A 21,922-nucleotide genomic window follows, 5' to 3' on the forward strand; every position below is an offset into this window, starting at 1 on the left:
TTAGACCGCTGCGGCTGCACCTGCGTGGGGCGCGTCCGGCCGACGCACCGAAGCGGCGCATGGCGGCGCCGCTCATTTCACTGGCGCCACGCGCTGTAACTGCGGGGCGAGAACAGAAAACCGACGGCGATCATTGCGACGACGCAGCCGGCCAGCATGATCCACGCGCCGCCGAAGCTCCCGCTCCAACCTCGCACGAGGCCGGCCACGACCGGCGCGATAGCCGCCACGATGAAGCCGACGCCCTGCGTGAACGCGATCAGCTTGCCGGCCACACGATGGTCGGCCGAATGATCCATGGCGGTCACGAGCGTCAGCGAAAAAGTCCCGCCGAGTCCCGCGCCTGCCACGCCGACCCACAGCAAGGGTGCGGCGTCGGGCCAGACGATCAAGCCAAGCAGACCGGCCAGTTGCGCGGTTAGGCCGAGCATGAGCCACGGCCGGCGATCGCGGAACGACGCCGCGGCGAGCGGCAGCAACAGGGCCGCGGCGGCCTGGAACACCGTCATGCCTGCCAGCAGCGACCCGCTTGCCGCGACGCTCACGCCGCGTTGCTGGTAAAACGCCGGCAGCCACGCGACCAGACTCGTATAGCCGCCGTTGACGATGCCGAAGTAGAGGCCGAGCGTCCACGCGCGCCGCGTGCGCCATAGCGAAAGCGGGACGGCATGCGCGGACGCAGCGTGGGCGGCGGCGCCGTTCGACGGGGACTGCCGGTTCAATGCCCACCAGCACAGCAGCGCGACGCAAGCCGGAAGTGCCCACACCGCGAGCCCCGCATGCCATGACTGCGCCGCGCGACTCACCCACGGACTCAAACTCGCGCCCAGGCCGCCGCCGCCCATGATCGACGCGGAGAACACGCCCATCGCGAGCGGCACGCGCGCATGAAAGCGCTGCTTCATCACGGCGGGCAGGAGCGCCTGAATCGCCGCGACGCCCACGCCGGCGAGCAACGCCGTGGCGAGCAGCGCCGCGCCGGTCGACGCGCTCCACCGCGCCGCGCAAGCCAGCGCGATGGCCAGCAAGCCGAGCGCGACACCGCGTGTTTCGCCGACCGTGCGGGTCAACGCGCCCGCACCGAATGCACCGATGCCCATCGCGACGACCGGCAGGCTGGTCAGCAACGACGCGCCGTAGAAGCTGAGGCCGGTTGCGGCGCGGATCGTCGTCATCAAAGGACTGATGGAGGTGAGCAGCGGACGCAGATTGATGCCGATCACGACGATCGCCCCCAGCCAGACGACGTCCTGCCACCTTAGTGCCGCGGTGGCGTGGTGAGCGGGAGCGTGGGTCGGATTGGCGCTGGAGGGCGGAGTCACTTTGGTCCTGGTGGGGAGGGATGGGCGGCGTGAAAAACCGTGCAAGGCGCTTTTGTGGTCAACCATAATATCAAAAAATGGTTAACCATTTTCGTGATGGCCGGTATAACGCGAGACGCTTTTGCGGACGCTCGCCGCTCTCCCTTCCATCCGGATAGCACTGCAGATACCGCGTGATCAGCTGGGTGGCCTCGCCCACGAGCGCTGCAAACGCTTCGTCCGGCAGACGTTCGGCATGGTGTACGACACGCTGAGTGCGTCAGCGCCTCGATGGACGTTACGCACACGAAGGCCGCAAGCACGAGGCCGACCAAAGCATTCGTGTTGCCTTGGCTGGCGACTTTCCATGGTCAGGATATGCTGTCGGTTGTCAGCAAAATCACGATGCACGATGAAAACCAGTTCGAAAGGCGGCCTTGTCTATTCCACCGAAAACGGCCGCATGTGTCCCGAATGCAGCCGGGCGCTCGCGCAATGTGTCTGCAAGACGATCGCCAGGACACGAGCGGCAGGTGACGGCGTGGCGCGAGTGTCTCGCGAGACCAAGGGCCGAGGCGGGAAAAGCGTGACGCTCGTGAAGGGCCTCGTGCTCGATCCTGTTGCCTTGGCCTCGCTAGGCAAGCAGTTACGCACGGCCTGCGGTTCTGGCGGTACGGTCAAGGATGGCGTGATCGAAGTGCAGGGCGATCATTGCGAACGGGTGATCGAGGCGCTAAAGAAGGCCGACCATCAGGCGAAGCGGGCTGGGGGTTAAGCTCAACGCTCGAACGTCTCCCTGCAAAGTGGCTTTCTCAATGGGAGCGCAACTGACGGCCGGAGCCGCTGCCGCTAGAATGCCTGCCGACATCGCTCCGTTCCCGACTATTGAATTCATGGCTCCCCGTCCCCGCCCTGCGTCGCCTGCCGACACCGAAACGCCCATTCAAGCCGCAAGCGACGACGATGCGATCAGCGTCGAAGAGCGCATTTATGCGTCCATCACCGCGGCGTTGTTGCAAGGACGCCTGCGGCCGGGCGCGCAACTCGTCGAACGCGATCTCGCCGCCGCGTTCGGCTGCACGCGCGGCGCGCTGCGCAAGGTGCTGGCACGGCTCGGCTTCGAGGGCAAGCTCGTGCTGGAGGCGAATCGCGGGGCGTTCGTGCCGTCGCCGTCGGAAGAAGACATTCGCCAGGTGTATCGCGCGCGGCAGATCGTCGAGGCGGGCATCGTCGCGGCTTTGTGCGGGACGTTGAGCGCGCCGCACAAGCGGCGCCTGCGCGCGCACGTGCGCAGCGAGGAGAAGGCAATGAGAGCGGGCGCTGTCGAAGAATCCGTGCGTCTTGCCGGCCAGTTTCATGTGCTGCTGACGGAGCTGGCCGGCGGCACGGAATTGCTCGGGCTGGTCGGGCAACTGGTCGCCAAGACCGAGCTGTACAAAGCGCTCTTCGACCCGTCAAAGGGCTCGACCTGCTCCGCGGATGAACACACGCAAATCATCGACGCACTCGACGCGGGCGACCTCGGCGTTGCCCTGTCGGCGATGCGCGAACATCTGGCGGAACTGGAAGAGCGGGTGATCGAGCAGGTGCGCAAAAGCGCCGCCGGAGAAAATCTCGGGGCGGTGTTCGGACTTTAAGCGTGCGTATGGAGGAGGCGAGGACGGCTGCGAAACGCCTGCTGGCAGTGGAAAGCGCCAGTGCTTGAGAAATCCGGGCAAAACCCGGCTGCGACAAAGCGATGCCGCAGCGCGCCGCTCAGGCTCGAGTGATTGGATCAGCGAGTCAAGCCGGAGAAGGCGCGCGAATGGCTTCGCGTACAACTCAATCGCAATGGATCACGCCAGGACCGTGCGGGGCGCGGTCAGCGTGCCGCCAGCCTTAACGGCGACGGAATTGCGTGTTGCGAGCACCGCCGCCACCGGTGGCGCGCTCGTCTTTGTGACGGAAATTGATCCGGCCTTTGGTCAGATCGTAGACCGACAGTTCCAGCGTCACGCGGTCGCCCGCGAGAATACGGATGTGGTTCTTGCGCATGCGTCCGGACGCGTAAGCGCCTACCACGACGCCGTTGTCGAGCGTCACGCGGTAACGGCTGTCCGGAAGTACTTCGTCGACGATACCGTCAAGTTCAAGCAGTTCTTCTTTCGCCATGCATAACTCCTGGTCGATGGGATAAGGGGTGTTGGTCGCCCACGCCGGGCAGCACAACATCAGATGGGGGCAAAAGCGGGCTTTTCGAGCCCGCCGTACTGCGGTATCGGCCTATGTGCCGATAGTACCGCTCAAAGATCGGCGACGGACTGGCCGTCTACACGGCCGTCGATCAATTGTTCGGCGTGGGCCATGCACGCAATGCGCGCCTTGCCCGTGCCGTCGAACGGAAACAGGTACTGCAGACGGAACACACGCCCGTCGGCCGCCGCATTGGCGCCCACGCGGCAGATGCGCACCGACGCGTCGTAGCCGGCGTCCGGATTGCGGCTCGCCTGACCGTCCGCCGGGCGGCGCGGATAGACGAGCGGGTGAATTTCATAACCCTTGTACGTCTTGACAACTGAATTCATGAAGCACGTGTCCTGTAATACGTGGCCGACGTGTCACGCGTGTTACGCGCGGCACGACAGGCCGGGCAGCGCTGCACCTTGGGGCGCGCCGCCATGGAAAAAGGTTGGCACAGGCCCGATGGCAAGGGCTTGAGCGCGACCGCGCAAAAATCGCGGGTTCGATGGAGAAGAAACACGCTGATGTCGCGCAGACACCGGGCGCGTAAAGCTGAACACTCAGCTGCACGACTCGCGACGGCGAATGCTTGCGACGCATTGCCGGAGTGACGGGATCGCCGGCGGGCGGCGGTCGAACAGTCGGGGGTGGTGCGCAGACGCCGGTTCGAGACTATCCGGAGTTGCCTGATGTTGCCTGCTAATGCGAATGCGGGGCACAGCTATTCCAATATGATGCACTAAATGGGGCTAATTGGATAGCAAAAAGTTCCAGGCAGGGGCAAACCGCCCGGCGGGCGGGGCTTCGAGGGCGCCCCAGTGGTCGCGGCCGGCATGCCGGGGCATGAGCGGCACGCCGGGTGAAGGTTGCGCCGTCATGGCGCGGGCACGGGACGATCAACAGACTCGTGCGTCAGCGGGAAGTTTCGGCGACACGCTTCTGCAGCTCGCGCGACGCCGCCAGCGGAATGCGGGCGTCGTCCCAGCCGGCCAGCCATTCGACTTCCTTCGATGTGAAAATCTGTCCATGATTGCGCAGCGTGTACTGCAGCGAATCGATGATGTGATTGCGGATGATTTCCGGCGTGCCTTCGTCATCCAGCACGGCGCGAAACGCTTCAAGCGTGGCCATCAGTTGCTCCGTGAAATAGATGGGTCTTTTATCGCACGAAAAAAAATCGCTCGCCAAGCGGACAAAATTCGCCGCGTGAAGAAGCGCATCGGCGTTCGTTTTTTTGCGGGCGTGCCGGCGCCATGGTCGCCGGGCCCGGGCCGGGTGGCTACAATGGCGAGTTGCCGCATCCTTCGAACATTGCGACTGCCCATGCGCAACCCAAACGTGTCTCCCGTGAAAGACCTGCTGCTCGAGCGCTACGCTCCCATCGCCGACGGCATCGCGGCGCTTTTCTACCCGTGTGCCGAAGTGGTGATTCACGACCTGCGCGACCAGACTATCGCCTATCTCGTGAACAACCTGTCGAAGCTCGAAGTCGGCGGGCCGTCGGTGCTGGACGAAGTCCATTACGCGGCGCGCGGCCAGACCATCGGCCCGTACGAAAAGCTCAACTGGGACGGCCGGCGCATGCGTTGCGTGAGCAACATCCTGTTCGACGACGACGGCAAGCCGGCCGGCATGCTGTGCATCAACTTCAATATCGCGGTGTTCGAAGATGTGCGCTCCACGCTCGATCTGTTCATCAAAGGCGGCAATCTGACGGACGCGCCCACCGAGGAACTGTTCCGCGACGACTGGCAGGACCGCATCAACACGTATCTGCACACGTGGCTGCGCGAGCGGCAGATCGGCATCAATGCGCTCACGCGCGAGCACAAGCGGGAAATCGTCGAGGCGCTGCACGCACAAGGCGCGTTTCGCGGCCGCAGTTCCGCGAACTACGTGGCCGCCGTGCTGACGATGGGGCGCGCCACGGTCTACAAGATTCTCAAGCAGATGAAAGAGAGCGGCTGACGGCTCGGCCGTTGCCGTGCTTAACGGTCGAGATGGATCGATTCAGGGAGAACGGAATGGTGCGATACCGGCATTACAAAGGCGGGATTTACGAACTGGTTTGCGAGGCCACGCTCGAGTCGGACCCGACGGTCACGATGATCGTCTACAAAGCGAGCAATGGTACGATCTGGACGCGTCCGGCTTCGGTATTTTTCGAAATGATCGAAGTGGACGGCGCCAAGGCGCCGCGCTTCGCGCCGATCGACTAGTCAGTATCAACAACGGGAAATCCGCATGCGCCTACTGCTTGCCATCATTCTGCCGTGGTTCCAGTTCTTTACGATCGGCCGCCCGTTTGCGGGCATCATCTGCCTGATCCTGCAAATCACGTTGATCGGCTGGATTCCGGCCGCGATCTGGTCGGTGTATGCGCTGAGCCAGTACAACACCGACAGGAAAATTGAGCGGGCGATGGGGAATGGGCGGTAAAGGGTGACCTATCACGAACACCCGGCCGCAACGTGAAGTCCGTATGGATACCGTAGCCAGCGTAGCCAGCAATCGCGCCAGGAAAAACGCCGACATCCAGTGTCTTCGTGCGATCGCGATTATCTTCGTGATGTTGCAGCACTATCGGAATCGTCTGCCGGCGCCCGCGCTATATCACAAGCTGTTCGACTTCATGACGCCGTGGGCAGGCGTGGATCTGTTCTTCGCGATCTCCGGATTCCTCGTATGCAAGACGTTGATCGAGCATCTGGCGCGTGAACCGAGGGCGTTCGCCTTTGCAAACTTCTGGCGCAGACGCTGCGCACGATTGCTTCCGGCACTGGTGTTCTGGGCCGCCGTTTCGATCGCCGTGGGCGCGCTGGTGGGGACATCGGCGGTTGTGGGCGCATGGGACGCGTCGAAGGGCGCGCTGGCGGGCATTTTCGGCGTTGCCAACCTCTATTGGACCTATTGCGCGCAGCACGGCATGACCCGCTGCGTTCAGGCGGATTACAACAGTCACTTCTGGTCGCTCGCGCTCGAGTGGCAGTTGTACATACTGCTCGCCTTGCTCGTCGCCTTTTTCCGGGTGAGAACGGCGATGGCATTATTTGCGGTGATTGCCCTGATCGCCTCGAGCTTTCCGGCGCCGAACTTCAGCTATGCATGGTCTTTACGTCCTCAGGCATTCTTTCTCGGCGCCCTCATCTTTGTTGTCGTGCGGGCGCATCCAGGATTGTTGATTGGCCGCACGGTTCAAAGTACCTGGTTCAGACGCTCAGCGCTGTTTGTCGGGCTGCTCATGACGTTTTGCGCGCCCAACTATCTGCAGGAGCCGTACGTGATACCGACGGTGAGCGTCGGCGCGGCGCTCGCTTTGTTCTCGACGCTGAGTGTGGGGCTGACCTATCCCACGCTCGTGTCACGCGTGCTGGAATGGATTGGCGAGCGTTCCTATTCCATTTACCTGTGCCATTTTTCCGTCATCTTTTGCTTGCGAAAGCTGACAGCCGCCATGCCGGGATTCGCAAACCTGTCGTCCGCGTGGACCTTCTTGCCCTGTGCGTTTGCTTTGGTGTTCATCTCTTTTGTGGCCGCGGACTTCAGCTATCGAAAGATCGAACTGCCGATGATCAAGCGCTTCTCGTGGAAAAGGAAGGCGCAAGCGCTGGACGGCCAGCCTAGTTTGTCCGACAACGCCGCGCGCTGATTCGAAGGGGCGTGGCGCGGATCGAGACGACGGGCACGCCGCCAGCGCGTGCAGCAGGAGGCGATGGCGGAGATGTCGTATTACGTTGGCGTCGCGTCCGGCGCATCGATAACCAGATCGGTCTCGGCGACCGCGACACAAGGCAGGATAAAACCTTCCGCCTTTTCCTCCCTGCTCAGTCCGGGCCATTCGATCGTGTAAGAGACCGTGCCGCTGACCAGACGGCAGATGCACGTCCGGCACGTCCCATTCCGGCACGAGCGCGGCAAACGCAGATTCGCAAAGCCGGCGGCTTCGAGAATCGTCAGCGAATCGGGTGCTTCGAAGCTGCAGCCGAGCGGCTCGACGCGAACAAGGGGCGGGCGGGTGGAGTCGGACATCGTGTGAGTCTGTGACGGAGTGCGCCACACTTTACACGTTCCCGCTTCAGTTGCCTTTCCTGCCGCGTCTTCAATGAGTCGAACCGTTGCGCCGCAAATACCGGTACACCGTATTGCGCGCGAGGCCCAGTTCGCGCGCCGCCGCCGACACGTTGCCGTCGAGCCGTTCGAGCGTTTGCGCAATCAGCGTGGCCTGCCATGCCTCCATCTTGCTGGTCGACGGCTGCCCTTGGGTTTGCGCGGCTGCGCGGACCTCATCGCGGAACTCGGAACCCGCGCGCGCAGCCGACGAATCCGCGCGTGGCTCAGCCACGGTGTCGATGCAATCCTGCAAGAAGTCCTCGGGCAAATCATCGAGTTCGATCTGATCCGCGCCTTCGGCCATGATGCTCGCGGTGCGCAACACGTTGGCCAATTGGCGCAGATTGCCCGGCCAGCGGCATTGCGCGAATCGTTCGAGTACTTCGGCGGACACGCGCCGTGGCAAGCGTTCGCCGTCGGGCTGCAACTCCAGCATGCGCGCGACGAGCGCGCGAAGATCGGTGCGTTCGCGCAGCGCCGGCAAGGTCAGCACGAGCCCATTGATCCGGTAATACAGGTCTTCGCGGAACGTGCCCGCTTCGATCATCTCGCGCAGGTTGCGGTGCGTTGCGCAGACAATGCGCAAATCCACCGGAATCGCCCGCGTCCCGCCGAGCGGCACGACGTTGCGCTCCTGCAGCACGCGCATCAGGCGCACTTGCTGGGCGAGCGGCATGTCGCCGATCTCGTCGAGGAACAGCGTGCCGCCGTCGGCCTGCACGATCTTGCCGACGCTGCCGCGTTTCTTCGCGCCGGTGAACGCGCCGTCTTCATAGCCGAACAACTCCGCCTCGATCAGCGTGTCCGGCAACGACGCGCAATTCAGCGCGACAAAGGGCGCGGCCCGGCGCGGTGAATCGTGATGGATGGCGCGCGCGAGCCATTCCTTGCCGGTGCCGGTCTTGCCGAGCACGAGAATCGGAATATCGCGTCCGCGCAGTTTGGCGACGCGCCGCAGAATCGCGGCGACTTGCGCGTCGCCGGTGTCGAGCGTTTCGAGCGTGGCCAGCGGCGCGGGATCGATGCAGCGGGGCGCATGACGCGCGTCGCTGGACAACGGCGCACGTGATGTGCCGGCGAGACTCTCCGACGGCGCGACATAGCGCGTCAGCGTATATTCGCCGCGCGCCACCACGCGCACGCCGCTTGGCAGCGTCAACAGAATGTTCTCACCAGGCGCACGCGCGATCTGCTGCAACAGCCTCGAGAGGGCCACGCCGAACAGCGCATCGAACGGTTGCCGTTGCAGATCGGCGAGCGGCTGCCCAAACTGAAACAGCGCACTGCGATTGGCCGACAGAAACGTGCCGTCCGGCGCGAACGCCGCGAGCCCTTCGAACAGCGTGCCGATGAATTCCGCGCGCGCGTGAAAGTGCACGCGGATCGCGTCGACGAATTGATTGGAGAACAGATGATTTTCGATCATCTGCGCCGACATCCTCACGAGCGCGAGCGTGTGCTTGTGAAAACCGCGCGTGTCGCCGCTCACGTCGAGCGCGCCGATGGTGCGCCCGAACGGATCGGCGATCGGCGCGCACGAACAGGTGAGAATCCGGTTGGCGTGCAGAAAATGTTCGCCCGCATGCACGACGGTTGGCTGTCCGTCGACGAGCGCGGTGCCGATCGCATTGGTGCCGCGATCCGCTTCCGCCCACGACACGCCCGGACACAGCGCGACGCGATTGGCTTTCTCGACGAAGTCGCTGTCGCCGAGACTGTGCAGGATCACGCCGTGATTGTCGGTGAGCAGCACCATGCTTTGCGTATCGACGATCTGCGCGTGCAGCGTCTCCATGACGGGAAGCGCATGCGTAAACAGCGATTGATTGCGCTCGACGAGCTCACGCAGCGCCGGCCGTGGCAGCGGATGAAAGTCCGGTGTCTCCGACGCGCGCAGGCCGATTTCGAGCGAGCGGGCGTGAGCTTGCGCGAGGACATCGGGCCGGCCGATAGCGGGCGGCGTGGCGGAACGTTGGGTCAAGGCATGTCTCCGGTGAAACGGATGCGGCGGGTACGTTGCCCTCGCTCTATGCCGCAGCGCAACATGCGCGCTCGCGGCCGAACACCGATATTACAGGACGAAACGCGCCGCGCGCGGCAGCGAAAAAACGGAAACGCTACGGGCGCCATGCCTCAAAAAAACGCGTACAGCACCAAAATCAGGCAAACGGAAAGGAAAACTTGCGCCGTGGCCGAACTCGTCTAAAGTGAATCAAATCACCTCCGCAGGCCGCGAACTATTCCGCGCCGCAATCAGGTGACGAGCCCGCGTCGTCAGCATTGGACAAGGAGGTTGGCGCTAGCGACGCGATCAGACGCAACCGGCGTGCGCACTACCAGGCTACACCACGCGCAGCACCTACCTTCCAGGTGAACACCCATGCAGATCCTATTCCCCAATGAAACTCCTGAATATTCAGGTCGCGAACTCACCTTGGCGTTCCCGGCGATGGTCGATGGGCAGAGGGTGGAATGCATGATCACGGCGGAGGCACTGGAAGACCACTACGGCGCCGCATCGCCGCGTCTGGAGGACATGGTCGGCGCTTTCGACACGCATCGCGCCCGGATCGAAGCGGCCACGCGGCGTCTGATCTCGGAAACGCGAGCGCAATGTCTCGTGCTGAGAAGCGGCTATGTGCGCTTCTACGAAGCCAACTGGCGTAATTGACTGAGGGCATTTCCGACCTCCGGTCGGCCGACGCTGCAAGCAGGACAGCCGCGCAAGAAGCAGAAGTCGAGGAAACTCACGCGCGGCATCGAACATTCAAACCGTCGGCGGCTAGCCATCCCGCTCGTGTGCGAATGCGAATGTGAGCGCGCTCGCGCTTAAATCATCCGCCGCAGCGTCCGATCCTTGAGCACCACGTGATGCGCGATTGCCGCCAGCGCGTGCAAGCCGATCACCCAATAAAACGCATTGCCGAGCCACTCGTGCGCCGTCTTGAGCAACGGACGCGCGACAGGATCCGCGCCGACCAGCGTGTAGTCGATGTTGAGCCACGCCAGCGTGACCGGATGTCCGCCGGTGTTGATCATCAGGATGCCGAGCAGCGGCTGCACGAAGATGAAAATGTACAGCGCGAGATGCGCGGCCCGCGCCAGAAAGGCGAGCAGACGGTTGCTGTCCACTTCAGCGGGCGCCCCGGCCCACAGTCGCCATACGAGACGCAAACAGGCCAGCCCGAGCACCAGCGTGCCGCACCAGAAATGCACGCTGCTCCAGAGCGCGCGGCTGTCGCTACCCTTGGGCCCGCGAATCTCGATCGCCAGATAAGCCAGCGCGATCAGCAGAAACATCGCCCAGTGGAAGAAAATAGCGGGCGCCGTATAGCGGTCCGAGGTGCGGCTGTAAGACATGTAGGGAACTCCCGTGTACAGGTCGATCGTTTTTATGAATCACCGGATGATAAACGGTGCCCGGCCGGAATGGGCACCGTCAATAAAACCGTCGTTGATCCAGACCCGGGTTTGGCCGACGAGCGTCCGCGCCGCGCCTACTCGCTGCCGAGATAGAAATACCGGAACAGGAAAATCGCCGCGATGATCCATACCACCAGCTTCACTTTGCGCGCCTGGCCGGTCAACAGTTTCAGGCCCGCATACGAAATGAAGCCGAACGCGACGCCATTGGCGATCGAATAAGTGAAGGGCATCAGCAGGGCGGTGAGCGCGGCCGGCACGACTTCGGTGGCGTCGTCCCACGGCAGGTCGAGCATTTCGCGCAGCATCAGGCACGACACGTACAGCAGCGCCGGCGCGGTCGCATAACCGGGCACCACGCCCGCCAGCGGCGCGAAAAACAGTGCCGCGAGAAACAGCACGGCCACGGTGATGGCCGTCACGCCCGTGCGCCCGCCGGCTTGCACACCCGACGCGCTTTCGATGTACGCCGTGGTCGACGATGTGCCCAGCATCGAGCCGGCCAGAATGGCGGTGCTGTCGGCAAGCAGCGCGCGGTTCAGCCGATGCATCTTGCCTTCCACCAGCAGCCCGGCGCGATTGGCCACGCCCATCAGCGTGCCGGTCGCATCGAACAGTTCGACGAGGAAGAACACGAGAATCACGTTGAGCACACCGCCCGACAGCGCGCCGCGAATGTCGAGCTGGAACAGCGTCGGCGAAATGGACGGCGGCGCGGAGACGATGCCGTGAAACTGATTGCCGCCGAAGAAGAAGCTCAGCACCGTCACGCCGACGATGCCGATCAGGATCGAGCCGCGTACTCGCAGATGGTCCAGCGTGACGATCGCGAAGAAGCCGATCACCGCGAGAATCACGTGCGGATTGTGCAGGTCGCCGAGCGTCACGAGCGTGGCGGGATTACCCACCACCACGCCGGCCGACTTCAGCGAAATGATCGCGAGAAAGAGGCCGATACCGCCGGTGATGGCAATGCGTATCGAATGCGGAATGCCGTTGACGATCACTTCACGCACGCGAAACAGCGTGACGATCAGGAACAGGCAGCCGGAAATGAATACCGCGCCGAGCGCGGCTTGCCAGGTGAATCCCATGCCTTTCACGACGGTGTACGCGAAGTACGCGTTCAGGCCCATGCCCGGCGCGAGCGCGATCGGATAGTTCGCGTAGAGACCCATGATCAGCGAAGCGAGCGCGGCCACGATGCAGGTCGCGACGAACACCGCGTCCTTCGGCATGCCGGCGTCGCCGAGAATCGCCGGGTTGACGAAGATGATGTAGGCCATCGTCAGGAAGGTGGTCAGGCCGGCGAGCACTTCGGTGCGCAGGTTGGTGCCGGCGGCTTCGAAGCCGAAGTAGCGTTGTATGGAGTCCATGAGGCGGGTCTCTCGTCGTTCAGAAAGCGTTTTGTTGTGATTGGGGCGGCGAAGGCGCCGTGTCGCCGGAGTGACGGGCGCTATGGCCACGGCCGGATTGTAGTCAGGATCGGCGGCGGCGTGCCGCATTGTGTGACCTGGCGGCCGTGTAAAAGCTCATTCGACGGGTGGTTCGTCGGCAGATTGTGGCGCCGATGCATCAGGCTGCGGCCGTTGGCGCGCCAGCCAGCGGTCCAGTTCGCCCGCGAAGCTTTTGCTGTCGCGCTGGCTGAAGGCCGAAGGGCCGCCCGTATCGACGCCGCTGCTGCGCAGCTGGTCGAGCATGGAGCGCATGCGCAGCCGTTCTTCGATCGTGCCGGGCGTGTACCAGTTGCCGCGCGGATCGAGCGCCTGCGCGTTTTTGGCCAGCACGGCGGCGGCGAGCGGAATGTCGGCGGTAATCACGAGATCGCCCGCGACGACGCGTTCGGCGATGAGGTCGTCGGCGGCGTCGAAGCCGGCCGGCACCTGGATCGCGCGGATCAGCGGCGAAGGCGGCACGCGCAGAAACGAATTGGCGACCAGCGTCAGTGACGTGTTGGTGCGGCGTGCGGCACGGTACAGCATGTCCTTGATCACGACGGGGCAGGCGTCGGCATCAACCCAGATTGACATGGTTCGGATTCCGGCAGCGGGTTGTCGAAGGGGCGAGATGATACCTTGCCAGCGCACGGGGTGGCGCGGCAAGCTAATTGACGATGTCGCGGAAAAGGGTGAAGCGGGGAAAGCCGGAAGGCATGCGGGCCGAACCACGCCCGCGACCGTTGCAGTCGCAGGCAGCGCCGCACGCCGCGCGGTGGCTCGCGTTACTGCGTCATCGTCCCGCCCGATTCCTGCGCCCGGCGTGCCGCGACGATGCGGCCCGCGCGCTGCGCATTCTCCGGATAGTTGATCCAGTCGAGCGGATCGTAGCCGGCGGCACGCCATTCGGTCAGATCGGCCTTCACCTGGGCGCGCGTTTTCGGCGCCGACGGATCGTAAGGCCGCGCCGACTGCGCAAACGCGGTGCTCATACTCACGGCGGCCAACAGCGCGCCGAATCCAGCTAGAGAAACAATTTTCATGACGAGCTCCTCTGGAGCGGTTAAAAACGACCCCGGCATTTTAGTTTTGGTATGCATTTCAAGTAAGGCGATTGAAGGCAATGCACCATTTCGCCCAGTGAATCAAACCGGGCTGAATGATTCTGTGGTTCACGGCGCCGACGGCTTGCTGAAACGGTCCAGGACAGCGCTCAGCAGGTCGATCGGCAGCGGGAAGACGATCGTCGAGTTCTTGTCGGCGGCGATCGTCGTGAGGGTTTGCAGGTAGCGCAACTGCATCGCCTGGGGCTGGCGCGACAGCGTCTGCGCCGCTTCCAGCAGGTGTTGGGATGCCTGCAATTCGCCTTCCGCATGAATCACCTTGGCGCGCCGCTCGCGTTCGGCTTCGGCCTGGCGGGCAATCGCACGGATCATCGTTTCGTTGATATCCACGTGCTTGATTTCCACGATCGACACCTTGATGCCCCACGCGTCGGTCTGGGCATCGAGCACTTTCTGGATATCGGCATTGAGCTGCTCGCGGTCCGCCAGCAATTCGTCGAGTTCGTGTTTGCCGAGCACCGCACGCAAGGTCGTCTGCGATAACTGGCTGGTCGCCTCGAAGTAACGCGCCACCTGGATCACCGCCTTCTCCGGATCCACCACGCGGAAATACACCACGGCGTTGACCTTCACCGAGACGTTGTCGCGCGTGATCACGTCTTGCGGCGGCACGTCGAACACGACGGTGCGCAGATCCATGCGCACGGCCTGCTGCACGATGGGAATGATCAGCACGAGGCCCGGCCCCTTGACCTTCCAGAAACGCCCGAGCATGAACACGACGCCGCGTTCGTACTCCCGAAAAATCCGTATCGATGAGGCAACCAGCGCGGCCGCCAGCAGAATCAGAATGCTGCTAAAGCCGAATGTGAAACCGATCATGAGCTTTCTCCTTGTTGTCGTGCTTCCGCGGGCACCACGGTCAGCGTCAGGCCGCGCCGCGCGGTGACGCGCACCGCATGGCCCGCCGCGACCGGGGCCGTGCTGGACACCCGCCAGCGTTCCCCATGCACTTGTGCCCAACCGCCGAGCGCGCCGTCCGCCGTGAGGTCCGCCGGCGACAGGCCGCCGTCGAGCACCACGCCGAGGCTGCCGATCATGGCTTCCGAACCCGTCACCACCGGACGGCGCCGCGCGCGCAGCGCGAGTTGCGACACGCCCAGCACGAACACCACGCTGAACACGGTGACGGCGGCGATCATCGGCAGCGGGATGCCGTAGCCGGGCACGTCGGTGTCGATCAGCATCAGCGCGCCGATCACGAACGCGACCACACCGCCGAAGCCGAGCGAACCGAAGGTCGGCAGAAACGCCTCGCCGATCAGGAAAGCGATGCCGAGAAAGATCAGACCGAGGCCGACGTAGTTGATGGGCATCATCTGCATGGCGAAGAGGCCGAGCAGCAGGCTGATCGCGCCGACCACGCCGGGCAGTACGAAGCCCGGATTGGCGAATTCGAAGAACAGGCCGTACATGCCGATCATCAGCAGGATCAGCGCGACGTTGGGATCGGTGATCACGGCAAGGAAGTGGCTGCGCCAGTCGACTTCGAGCGTCACGATCGGCGCGCTGGCCGTGTTGAGTTTGACGTTGCCGGCGCTGGTGACGAGCATGCGGCCGTCGAGCTGGCGCAGCAGGTCGGGCACGTCGCGCGCATTCAGATCGACGACATGCTGTGCGAGCGCGTCCGCCGCCGACAGGCTGACGGCTTCGCGAACCGCGCGCTCGGCCCAGTCGGCGTTGCGGCCACGCATCTGCGCGAGGCCGCGGATGTAGGCGGCGGCGTCGTGGACCTGCTTGCGCAGTTCGGTCGATTGGGTGTCGAGCGGCAGGGCGCTGGCGGAGCCGGTGGGCGCGGATGCCGCGGGTTTCGTCGGGTTGCCGACGCCGCTATCGCCGGCGTTACCACTGCCCGGAGCACCGCCAACACCCGGCAAGCCCGGCGTTCCGCCGCCTCCCGGCGGCTCCGCACCGCCGATGCCCATCTGGATCGGCGTCGCCGCGCCGAGATTGGTGCCCGGCGCCATCGCCGCGATATGGCTTGCGTAGACGATATACGTGCCGGCGCTCGCGGCGCGCGCGCCGCTGGGTGCGATGAAGGTGGCGACCGGCACCGGCGAGCCGAGAATCGCCTTGATGATCTGCCGCATCGACGTGTCGAGCCCGCCCGGCGTATCCAGTTGCAGCACGGCGAGCTGCGCGCGATCGTCAACCGCGCGCTGCAGGCTGCGCACGATGAAGTCGGCGCTCGCCGGACTGATCGCACCGTTCACCGGAATCACGACGACGCTGTTAGGGGCGACGGCGGCGCGCGGCGCCACATCCGATTCGCACGACGCGAACCCAAACGCCAAAAGCACGCCGAGCACGGTCATGCCGCGCATCAACCGGCCCACCATATCGCCACGGATAAGCGACATGCGCGAGCCGGACTGCCGGAACGGGAGACGTGGATACGCGCTCATCGCTGACGGCTGCCGCGCCGTGCCGACATGTATCGGCAGGCGCGGGCCGATACCCCAAAAGAAGGCTGGCCTGCTCCTTACAGCTTAGTCCGATTCCGCCTTGCGCGTGAAATCCGCGCGTGCCGGCCGGTAGTCGGTCGGCCGCATGCCGGTCCACTTGCGAAACGCGCGATGAAACGCGCTCGGTTCGGCAAACCCAACGGAGGTCGCGATGTCGGCGATGGTGCGATCGGTGTCCTGCAGTTCACCAATCGCTATGTCGCGCCGCAGATCGTCCTTGATCGTCTGATACGTATAGCCTTCCTGTTTCAAACGCCGGCGCATGGTGGCCTCGGCGACGTGCAGGCGTTCGGCCATCTGATCGGCGGCGGGCCAGCCGGCCATCGGCATGGCGCGCAGCATCTTGCGCACGCGCGCCGCGAGCGAGCCGGGATTGCGGTACTTGACGATGAAGCTGCCGGGCGCGTCGCGCAGGAAGGGCTTGACCGATTTGGTCGTCTGGATCACCGGCAGCTCGAGAAAGGCCGGCGCGAGATCGACGTACGATTCGGCCTGCTCGAAGCTCATGTGATCGCAGAACATCAGCCGGTACTCGTGCGCGGCGGAGGGTTCGGCGCAGCGAAAGCGCGCCTCGAGCAGCGGAATGCGCCGCCCGACCAGCCAGCACAACAGCCCGTACACGACGATGAAGTAGGTCGCATAAGCGAACATGGCCGGCGGCGGCGCGCCGACGTTTTCCACGAAGCGCAGGCGCACGCGCTGCGCGTCCGTTTCGATCTCCGCGCCGAGGTCATCCAGCACGAGGCGCATGAAGCCGACCGCGCGCGCCAGCGCCTGCCCGCCGTTGCGCGCGGTGAGCGCCGTCTGCGTCATGGCGATGAAGCTGCCGCTTTTCATGCGATGCGAGTCCTGGCCGAAGAACTCGTCGTCCAGCGCGCGGGCAATCGCGGCCCACAGCGCGCCGTATTGCGCCGACGACACGCGGCTTTTCGGCGACGCCAGCATTGGCGCGGCGATGCCCGCGGCTTCGGCAAGCGGCAGCGCGTCGAGGCCGCGAGAGCGCGCCAGCGCAAGCGCTTCCTCGACCATGCTGACGGAAATCGTGCCTTTATCGTTTTTCATGCATATCCGGTTTGACGGGGAAGCTGGCAAAAGCGCTCAACATTTTCCTTATGGCGATTCGCCAAGTGCCTGAAATTGTGGGCGTATGCGGATTCATATCGTACCAGTATGGCAAATGCGCTCAGTCAGATTGATCGGGCTGAGCATCGAACCTGCCCGTCGGCTTGCCTACACTGGGCCTCAATCGATCGCGCTCCGCTTGGCCTCACAGACACGAACGTGAGGCGGCGAACCCGCCGCGATCAAACGCACAGCACAGGACCGAGCGCCATGGACAGCTTCTACACCGACGAACAACGGATGATCCGCGACGCGGCTCGCGACTTCGCCACCGAACAGCTCGCACCGCACGCGGGCCAATGGGATCGCGACGCGCAACTGCCCGCCGAGGTCGTCAGGCAGATGGGCGAACTCGGCTTTCTCGGCATGATCGTGCCGGCCGAATGGGGCGGCTCCTACACGGACTACGTGGCCTATGCGCTTGCGCTCGAAGAGATCGCCGCGGGCTGCGCCGCCTGCGCCACGCTGATGAGCGTGCATAACTCGGTCGGCTGCGGGCCGATCCTCAACTTCGGCACCGACGCGCAAAAAGACCGCTATTTGCAGGACCTCGCGACCGGTCGCCGAATCGGCGCGTTCTGTCTGACCGAACCGCAGGCCGGTTCCGAGGCGAACAATCTGCGCAGCCGCGCCGTGCTGCGCGACGGCAAGTGGATTCTCAACGGCAGCAAGCAGTTCGTGACCAACGGCTCGCGCGCCGACCTCGCGATCGTCTTCGCTGTGACCGATCCCGACCGTGGCAAGCGCGGTCTGTCGGCCTTCATCGTGCCGACCGATACGCCGGGCTTCAACGTCGGCAAGCCGGAGCATAAGCTCGGCATTCGCGCTTCGGACACCTGTCCGATTTCGCTCGACGACTGCGCCGTGCCGCAAGCCAATCTGCTCGGCGAACCGGGCGAGGGCCTGCGCATCGCGCTGTCGAATCTCGAAGGCGGGCGCATCGGCATTGCGGCGCAGGCGATCGGCATCGCGCGCGCCGCGTTCGATGCCGCTCGTCTCTATGCGAACGAACGCATTCAGTTCGGCAAGGCGTTGAAGGAGCATCAGACCATCGCCAACATGCTCGCCGACATGGCCACGCGTTTGAATGCAGCGCGCCTGCTGGTGCATCACGCGGCGCGGCTGCGCACGGCGGGCAAGCCATGTTTGTCGGAGGCTTCGCAGGCCAAGCTGTTCGCGTCGGAACTGGCCGAGGAAATCTGCTCGAACGCGATCCAGATTCACGGCGGCTATGGTTATCTGGAGGACTACGCGGTGGAGCGCCATTATCGCGATGCGCGCATCACGCAGATTTACGAAGGGACCAGCGAGGTGCAACGCATGCTGATCGCCCGGCATGTGTAAATGCAAACGAAGCGGCATTTGAGCGCAAAATAGCCTGGCCGCCGGGTAGAAAGCAGTGCAGCAGCGGGACAAAAAAGCAAAAGCGGATAGACCGCGCCAACTGGAGACGACGATGACTGCAGCGAAGGCCTTTTTCGACGCGCGTGACCTGTTATTGCGCCATCGAACCGACTACGACCGTGCATACCGCGAATTCGCGTGGCCGGCACTAGGCGAGTTCAACTGGGCGCTCGACTACTTCGACGTGATCGCGCGCGATAACGACAACCCAGCGCTATGGATCGTCGACGATCCCGCCACCGACGGCCTGCGCCTGTCCTACGCGCAGATGTCGGAGCGCTCGGCGCGCATGGCGAATTTCCTGCGCGGCGTGGGCGTGGGCCGCGGCGACCGCCTGTTGCTGATGCTGCCGAACCGCGTCGAACTGTGGGACGTGATGCTCGCGGCCATGAAGCTCGGCGCGATCGTACTGCCGGCCACCACCCAGCTTTCCGCCGACGACGTGCGCGATCGCGTGCAGATTGGCGGCGCGAATTTCGCGGTGGTGGATAGCGCGGAACTGGGCAAATTCGATGCGCTCGAAGCGCCGCTCACGCGCCTGTCAGTGGGCACGCCGCGCGACGGCTGGATCGACCTAGCGGCAGGCTATGACGCATCGCCGCAATTCACACCTGAAGGCGTCACGCTGGCCACCGACCCGATGCTGCTGTATTTCACTTCGGGCACGACCTCCAAGCCCAAGCTGGTCGAACATACGCATCAAAGCTATCCGGTCGGCCATCTGTCGACGATGTACTGGATCGGCCTGCAACCGAACGACATCCATTGGAATATCAGCTCGCCGGGCTGGGCCAAGCACGCGTGGAGCTGCTTCTTCGCGCCGTGGAATGCGCAGGCCTGCGTGTTCGTTTTCAACTTTCCACGCTTCGTGCCGAAAGACACGCTGAACGCGCTGGTGCGTTTCAACATCACCACGCTGTGCGCGCCGCCGACCGTCTGGCGCATGCTGGTGCAGGAGCATCTGAGCGACTATCCGGTCAAACTGCGCGAGATTGTCGGCGCCGGCGAGCCGTTGAATCCCGAGGTCATCGAGCGCGTGAAGCACGCGTGGGACATTACGATTCGCGACGGCTACGGCCAGACCGAGACGACCTGCCAGATCGGCAATTCGCCGGGCCAGCCGGTGGTCGCGGGTTCGATGGGGCGTCCGCTACCGGGCTACACGATCGAGCTCATCGATGCGGACGACCAGCCCGTTACTGAAGGCGAAATCGCGCTGCCGCTTGCGCAACGGCCGCTCGGTCTGATGACCGGCTACGCGAACAACATCAACGCCACCGCGCAAGCGATGCGCAACGGCTTCTATCGCACGTCCGACGTCGCGCTGCGCCGTGACGACGGCTACTACGTCTACGTCGGCCGCGCCGACGACGTTTTCAAATCGTCCGATTACCGCCTCAGTCCGTTCGAACTCGAAAGCGTGCTGATCGAGCACGAGGCGATCGGCGAGGCCGCTGTGGTGCCGAGCGCCGACGCGCTGCGTCTGTCGGTGCCCAAAGCATTCGTCACCGTGCGTCAGGGCTATGAAGCCGGCCCCGAACTCGCGCGCGCCGTGTTCGCGTTCTCGCGCGAAAAGCTCGCGCCGTACAAGCGGATTCGCCGCCTGCAGTTCAGCGAACTGCCCAAGACCATCTCCGGCAAGATTCGCCGCGTCGAATTGCGACGCCGCGAAATGGAGCGCGAGGCCGACCCCGCGCGTTTGCCCGATGAGTATTGGGAGGAAGATTTCCCCGATCTGCGTTGATATTTATCCAGTCACTGTCCGGCCGCCTCGCGGCCATTGCAGAGGAGTTTCAGCATGAGCGCAAATGCAGCCGTTGCCACCGTCAAGTTGCTGATCAACGGCGAGTTCGTCGAATCGAAGACCGCCGAATGGCGCGACATCGTCAATCCCGCCACGCAAGAAGTGCTGGCGCGCGTACCGTTCGCCACCGCCGATGAAGTGAACGAAGCCATCCGTTGCGCCCACGTCGCGTTCAAGACCTGGAAGGACACGCCGATCGGCGCGCGCATGCGCATCATGCTGAAGTACCAGGCGCTGATTCGCGAGCATTCGCCGCGTATCGCGAAGACCTTGAGCGCGGAACAGGGTAAGACGATTCCCGATGCCGAAGGCGATATCTTCCGCGGCCTCGAAGTGGTCGAGCATGCATGCTCGATCGGCACCTTGCAGCAGGGCGAGTTCGCGGAGAACGTCGCCGGCGGCGTCGATACGTACACGCTGCGCCAGCCGATCGGCGTATGCGCCGGCATCACACCGTTCAACTTCCCGGCGATGATCCCGCTGTGGATGTTCCCGATGGCGATCGTGTGCGGCAATACGTTCGTGCTGAAGCCTTCCGAGCAAGACCCGCTTTCTACCATGCAACTGGTCGAACTCGCGCTCGAAGCGGGCGTGCCGAAGGGTGTGCTGAATGTCGTGCACGGCGGCAAACAGGTGGTCGACGCGCTCTGCACGCACGAACTCGTGAAGGCCATTTCATTCGTCGGCTCGACGGCGGTCGGTACGCATGTGTACCGCCTCGGCAGCGAGCACGGCAAGCGCGTGCAGTCGATGATGGGCGCGAAAAACCACGCCGTCGTGCTGCCCGATGCGAACCGCGAGCAGACGTTGAACGCGCTGGCTGGTGCGGGTTTCGGCGCAGCGGGGCAGCGCTGCATGGCGACCTCGGTGGTCGTGCTGGTGGGCGCCGCGCAGCAATGGTTGCCGGACCTGGTCGCCAAGGCCAGGACGCTGAAGGTCAATGCGGGCAACGAACCGAATACGGACATCGGCCCGGTGGTTTCGCGCGCGGCGAAGCAGCGCATTCTCGGACTGATCGAGACGGGCGTGAAAGAAGGCGCGACCCTCGCGCTCGACGGCCGCGACATTAAAGTGCCCGGCTACGAGCAAGGCAACTTCATCGGCCCGACGGTCTTTACCGACGTCACCACCGAGATGGAAATCTACCGCCAGGAAATTTTCGGCCCGGTGCTGGTGGTGCTGAACGCAGCGACGCTCGATGACGCAATCGCGCTGGTCAACCGCAATCCGTTCGGCAACGGCGTCGGGCTATTCACGCAGAGCGGCGCGGCGGCGCGCAAATTCCAGAGCGAGATCGATATCGGCCAGGTCGGCATCAACATTCCGATTCCCGTGCCGGTGCCGTCCTTCAGCTTCACCGGCTCGCGCGGCTCGAAGCTCGGCGACCTCGGCCCCTATGGCAAACAGGTCGTGCAGTTCTACACGCAGACCAAGACCGTGACCGCCCGCTGGTTCGACGACGACACTGTCAACGACGGCGTCAACACGACCATCAGCCTGCGCTGAGTTCAAG

The 21,922-nt window shown here is 64.0% G+C and carries 23 protein-coding genes; 10 read left to right on the top strand and 13 right to left on the bottom strand.

The features are described 5' to 3' along the window. Positions 1 to 77: 77 nt before the first annotated feature. The gene (locus B0G73_RS02560; protein WP_308706108.1) at positions 78 to 1,322 is read right to left on the bottom strand and encodes a cyanate transporter; all 1,245 of its coding nucleotides are present in this window, start codon (positions 1,320 to 1,322) and stop codon (positions 78 to 80) included. A gap of 391 nt (positions 1,323 to 1,713) precedes the next feature. On the opposite strand from B0G73_RS02560, the gene B0G73_RS02570 reads away from it, so the two are divergent. Both B0G73_RS02570 and B0G73_RS02575 read left to right on the top strand, forming a co-directional pair. Next, entirely contained in the window at positions 1,714 to 2,076 is a 363-nt protein-coding gene (locus B0G73_RS02570; protein ID WP_106277567.1) for a translation initiation factor Sui1, read from the top strand. A gap of 118 nt (positions 2,077 to 2,194) precedes the next feature. Continuing rightward, positions 2,195 to 2,938: a GntR family transcriptional regulator gene (locus B0G73_RS02575; RefSeq protein ID WP_106277727.1), complete on the top strand. Its 744-nt coding sequence runs from the start codon at positions 2,195 to 2,197 to the stop codon at positions 2,936 to 2,938. Between the two features lie 241 nt (positions 2,939 to 3,179). Here B0G73_RS02575 and infA read toward each other — a convergent pair whose 3' ends face one another. From infA to B0G73_RS02590, 3 genes are all read right to left on the bottom strand, one after another. Then, complete coding sequence (gene infA, locus B0G73_RS02580) at positions 3,180 to 3,452, bottom strand: translation initiation factor IF-1 (protein ID WP_012427521.1); 273 nt, start codon at positions 3,450 to 3,452, stop codon at positions 3,180 to 3,182. Between the two features lie 131 nt (positions 3,453 to 3,583). Further along, positions 3,584 to 3,865, bottom strand: a complete 282-nt coding sequence (locus B0G73_RS02585; RefSeq protein ID WP_106277569.1) for a hypothetical protein — start codon at positions 3,863 to 3,865, stop codon at positions 3,584 to 3,586. A gap of 568 nt (positions 3,866 to 4,433) precedes the next feature. Next, the gene (locus tag B0G73_RS02590; protein WP_106277571.1) at positions 4,434 to 4,652 is read right to left on the bottom strand and encodes a hypothetical protein; all 219 of its coding nucleotides are present in this window, start codon (positions 4,650 to 4,652) and stop codon (positions 4,434 to 4,436) included. Between the two features lie 192 nt (positions 4,653 to 4,844). Here B0G73_RS02590 and B0G73_RS02595 point away from each other — a divergent pair, with 192 nt between their 5' ends. The 4 genes from B0G73_RS02595 to B0G73_RS02610 are packed head-to-tail and all read left to right on the top strand — an operon-like array spanning position 4,845 to position 7,170. Then, positions 4,845 to 5,489 (top strand): transcriptional regulator, encoded by a 645-nt coding sequence (locus B0G73_RS02595; protein ID WP_106277573.1) that lies wholly within the window; start codon positions 4,845 to 4,847, stop codon positions 5,487 to 5,489. Positions 5,490 to 5,545: 56 nt separating this feature from the next. Then, complete coding sequence (locus B0G73_RS02600) at positions 5,546 to 5,740, top strand: DUF1653 domain-containing protein (protein WP_106277575.1); 195 nt, start codon at positions 5,546 to 5,548, stop codon at positions 5,738 to 5,740. A gap of 25 nt (positions 5,741 to 5,765) precedes the next feature. After that, entirely contained in the window at positions 5,766 to 5,960 is a 195-nt protein-coding gene (locus B0G73_RS02605) for a YqaE/Pmp3 family membrane protein (RefSeq protein ID WP_106277577.1), read from the top strand. Positions 5,961 to 6,003: 43 nt separating this feature from the next. Then, positions 6,004 to 7,170 (top strand): acyltransferase, encoded by a 1,167-nt coding sequence (locus B0G73_RS02610; RefSeq protein WP_106277579.1) that lies wholly within the window; start codon positions 6,004 to 6,006, stop codon positions 7,168 to 7,170. A gap of 80 nt (positions 7,171 to 7,250) precedes the next feature. Here the strand turns inward: B0G73_RS02610 and B0G73_RS02615 are convergent, their stop codons facing one another. Beyond that, positions 7,251 to 7,550 (bottom strand): 2Fe-2S iron-sulfur cluster-binding protein, encoded by a 300-nt coding sequence (locus B0G73_RS02615; protein ID WP_106277580.1) that lies wholly within the window; start codon positions 7,548 to 7,550, stop codon positions 7,251 to 7,253. A 70-nt stretch (positions 7,551 to 7,620) separates the two neighbouring features. Beyond that, a complete protein-coding gene (locus tag B0G73_RS02620) occupies positions 7,621 to 9,612 on the bottom strand; it encodes a sigma-54-dependent Fis family transcriptional regulator (protein WP_106277582.1) in 1,992 nt (663 codons plus the stop codon). 399 nt (positions 9,613 to 10,011) lie between these two features. Here B0G73_RS02620 and B0G73_RS02625 point away from each other — a divergent pair, with 399 nt between their 5' ends. After that, on the top strand, positions 10,012 to 10,302 hold the full coding sequence (locus B0G73_RS02625) for a DUF1488 domain-containing protein (RefSeq protein WP_012427513.1): 291 nt from the start codon (positions 10,012 to 10,014) through the stop codon (positions 10,300 to 10,302). 158 nt (positions 10,303 to 10,460) lie between these two features. Here B0G73_RS02625 and B0G73_RS02630 read toward each other — a convergent pair whose 3' ends face one another. From B0G73_RS02630 to B0G73_RS02660, 7 genes are all read right to left on the bottom strand, one after another. After that, entirely contained in the window at positions 10,461 to 10,991 is a 531-nt protein-coding gene (locus B0G73_RS02630) for a cytochrome b (RefSeq protein ID WP_106277584.1), read from the bottom strand. A gap of 137 nt (positions 10,992 to 11,128) precedes the next feature. After that, on the bottom strand, positions 11,129 to 12,430 hold the full coding sequence (locus B0G73_RS02635) for an NCS2 family permease (RefSeq protein ID WP_106277586.1): 1,302 nt from the start codon (positions 12,428 to 12,430) through the stop codon (positions 11,129 to 11,131). A gap of 156 nt (positions 12,431 to 12,586) precedes the next feature. Next, positions 12,587 to 13,084, bottom strand: coding sequence for a YaiI/YqxD family protein (locus B0G73_RS02640; RefSeq protein WP_106277588.1), 498 nt, complete (start codon positions 13,082 to 13,084; stop codon positions 12,587 to 12,589). A 191-nt stretch (positions 13,085 to 13,275) separates the two neighbouring features. After that, positions 13,276 to 13,533: a DUF4148 domain-containing protein gene (locus B0G73_RS02645; RefSeq protein ID WP_106277590.1), complete on the bottom strand. Its 258-nt coding sequence runs from the start codon at positions 13,531 to 13,533 to the stop codon at positions 13,276 to 13,278. Positions 13,534 to 13,662: 129 nt separating this feature from the next. Next, positions 13,663 to 14,436, bottom strand: a complete 774-nt coding sequence (locus B0G73_RS02650; protein ID WP_106277592.1) for a slipin family protein — start codon at positions 14,434 to 14,436, stop codon at positions 13,663 to 13,665. Further along, complete coding sequence (locus B0G73_RS02655; RefSeq protein ID WP_106277594.1) at positions 14,433 to 16,019, bottom strand: nodulation protein NfeD; 1,587 nt, start codon at positions 16,017 to 16,019, stop codon at positions 14,433 to 14,435. The genes B0G73_RS02650 and B0G73_RS02655 overlap by 4 nt, the downstream gene beginning before the upstream one ends. An 84-nt stretch (positions 16,020 to 16,103) precedes the next feature. Next, positions 16,104 to 17,141 carry an AraC family transcriptional regulator gene (locus B0G73_RS02660; protein ID WP_106277596.1) on the bottom strand — a complete coding sequence of 346 codons (1,038 nt, stop codon included), beginning with the start codon at positions 17,139 to 17,141 and terminating at the stop codon, positions 16,104 to 16,106. A 270-nt stretch (positions 17,142 to 17,411) separates the two neighbouring features. On the opposite strand from B0G73_RS02660, the gene B0G73_RS02665 reads away from it, so the two are divergent. From B0G73_RS02665 to B0G73_RS02675, 3 genes are all read left to right on the top strand, one after another. Continuing rightward, entirely contained in the window at positions 17,412 to 18,545 is a 1,134-nt protein-coding gene (locus tag B0G73_RS02665) for an acyl-CoA dehydrogenase (RefSeq protein WP_106277598.1), read from the top strand. A gap of 112 nt (positions 18,546 to 18,657) precedes the next feature. Beyond that, complete coding sequence (locus B0G73_RS02670) at positions 18,658 to 20,349, top strand: AMP-binding protein (protein ID WP_106277599.1); 1,692 nt, start codon at positions 18,658 to 18,660, stop codon at positions 20,347 to 20,349. A gap of 54 nt (positions 20,350 to 20,403) precedes the next feature. Then, positions 20,404 to 21,915, top strand: coding sequence for a CoA-acylating methylmalonate-semialdehyde dehydrogenase (locus B0G73_RS02675; RefSeq protein ID WP_106277601.1), 1,512 nt, complete (start codon positions 20,404 to 20,406; stop codon positions 21,913 to 21,915). Positions 21,916 to 21,922: the final 7 nt, after the last annotated feature.

The sequence above is a fragment of the Paraburkholderia sp. BL25I1N1 genome (assembly GCF_003002025.1).
In the GTDB taxonomy this organism is placed as follows: Bacteria; Pseudomonadota; Gammaproteobacteria; order Burkholderiales; family Burkholderiaceae; genus Paraburkholderia.

What these genes read in the sequence shown, in the direction of transcription:
- B0G73_RS02570 (WP_106277567.1), top strand. Translation starts at nt 1,714, where the DNA reads ATGAAAACCAGTTCGAAAGGCGGCCTTGTCTATTCCACCGAAAACGGC.
- B0G73_RS02575 (WP_106277727.1), top strand. Translation starts at nt 2,195, where the DNA reads ATGGCTCCCCGTCCCCGCCCTGCGTCGCCTGCCGACACCGAAACGCCC.
- infA (WP_012427521.1), bottom strand. Translation starts at nt 3,452, where the DNA reads ATGGCGAAAGAAGAACTGCTTGAACTTGACGGTATCGTCGACGAAGTA.
- B0G73_RS02585 (WP_106277569.1), bottom strand. Translation starts at nt 3,865, where the DNA reads ATGAATTCAGTTGTCAAGACGTACAAGGGTTATGAAATTCACCCGCTC.
- B0G73_RS02590 (WP_106277571.1), bottom strand. Translation starts at nt 4,652, where the DNA reads ATGGCCACGCTTGAAGCGTTTCGCGCCGTGCTGGATGACGAAGGCACG.
- B0G73_RS02595 (WP_106277573.1), top strand. Translation starts at nt 4,845, where the DNA reads ATGCGCAACCCAAACGTGTCTCCCGTGAAAGACCTGCTGCTCGAGCGC.
- B0G73_RS02600 (WP_106277575.1), top strand. Translation starts at nt 5,546, where the DNA reads ATGGTGCGATACCGGCATTACAAAGGCGGGATTTACGAACTGGTTTGC.
- B0G73_RS02605 (WP_106277577.1), top strand. Translation starts at nt 5,766, where the DNA reads ATGCGCCTACTGCTTGCCATCATTCTGCCGTGGTTCCAGTTCTTTACG.
- B0G73_RS02610 (WP_106277579.1), top strand. Translation starts at nt 6,004, where the DNA reads ATGGATACCGTAGCCAGCGTAGCCAGCAATCGCGCCAGGAAAAACGCC.
- B0G73_RS02615 (WP_106277580.1), bottom strand. Translation starts at nt 7,550, where the DNA reads ATGTCCGACTCCACCCGCCCGCCCCTTGTTCGCGTCGAGCCGCTCGGC.
- B0G73_RS02625 (WP_012427513.1), top strand. Translation starts at nt 10,012, where the DNA reads ATGCAGATCCTATTCCCCAATGAAACTCCTGAATATTCAGGTCGCGAA.
- B0G73_RS02630 (WP_106277584.1), bottom strand. Translation starts at nt 10,991, where the DNA reads ATGTCTTACAGCCGCACCTCGGACCGCTATACGGCGCCCGCTATTTTC.
- B0G73_RS02635 (WP_106277586.1), bottom strand. Translation starts at nt 12,430, where the DNA reads ATGGACTCCATACAACGCTACTTCGGCTTCGAAGCCGCCGGCACCAAC.
- B0G73_RS02640 (WP_106277588.1), bottom strand. Translation starts at nt 13,084, where the DNA reads ATGTCAATCTGGGTTGATGCCGACGCCTGCCCCGTCGTGATCAAGGAC.
- B0G73_RS02645 (WP_106277590.1), bottom strand. Translation starts at nt 13,533, where the DNA reads ATGAAAATTGTTTCTCTAGCTGGATTCGGCGCGCTGTTGGCCGCCGTG.
- B0G73_RS02650 (WP_106277592.1), bottom strand. Translation starts at nt 14,436, where the DNA reads ATGATCGGTTTCACATTCGGCTTTAGCAGCATTCTGATTCTGCTGGCG.
- B0G73_RS02655 (WP_106277594.1), bottom strand. Translation starts at nt 16,019, where the DNA reads ATGAGCGCGTATCCACGTCTCCCGTTCCGGCAGTCCGGCTCGCGCATG.
- B0G73_RS02660 (WP_106277596.1), bottom strand. Translation starts at nt 17,141, where the DNA reads ATGAAAAACGATAAAGGCACGATTTCCGTCAGCATGGTCGAGGAAGCG.
- B0G73_RS02665 (WP_106277598.1), top strand. Translation starts at nt 17,412, where the DNA reads ATGGACAGCTTCTACACCGACGAACAACGGATGATCCGCGACGCGGCT.
- B0G73_RS02670 (WP_106277599.1), top strand. Translation starts at nt 18,658, where the DNA reads ATGACTGCAGCGAAGGCCTTTTTCGACGCGCGTGACCTGTTATTGCGC.
- B0G73_RS02675 (WP_106277601.1), top strand. Translation starts at nt 20,404, where the DNA reads ATGAGCGCAAATGCAGCCGTTGCCACCGTCAAGTTGCTGATCAACGGC.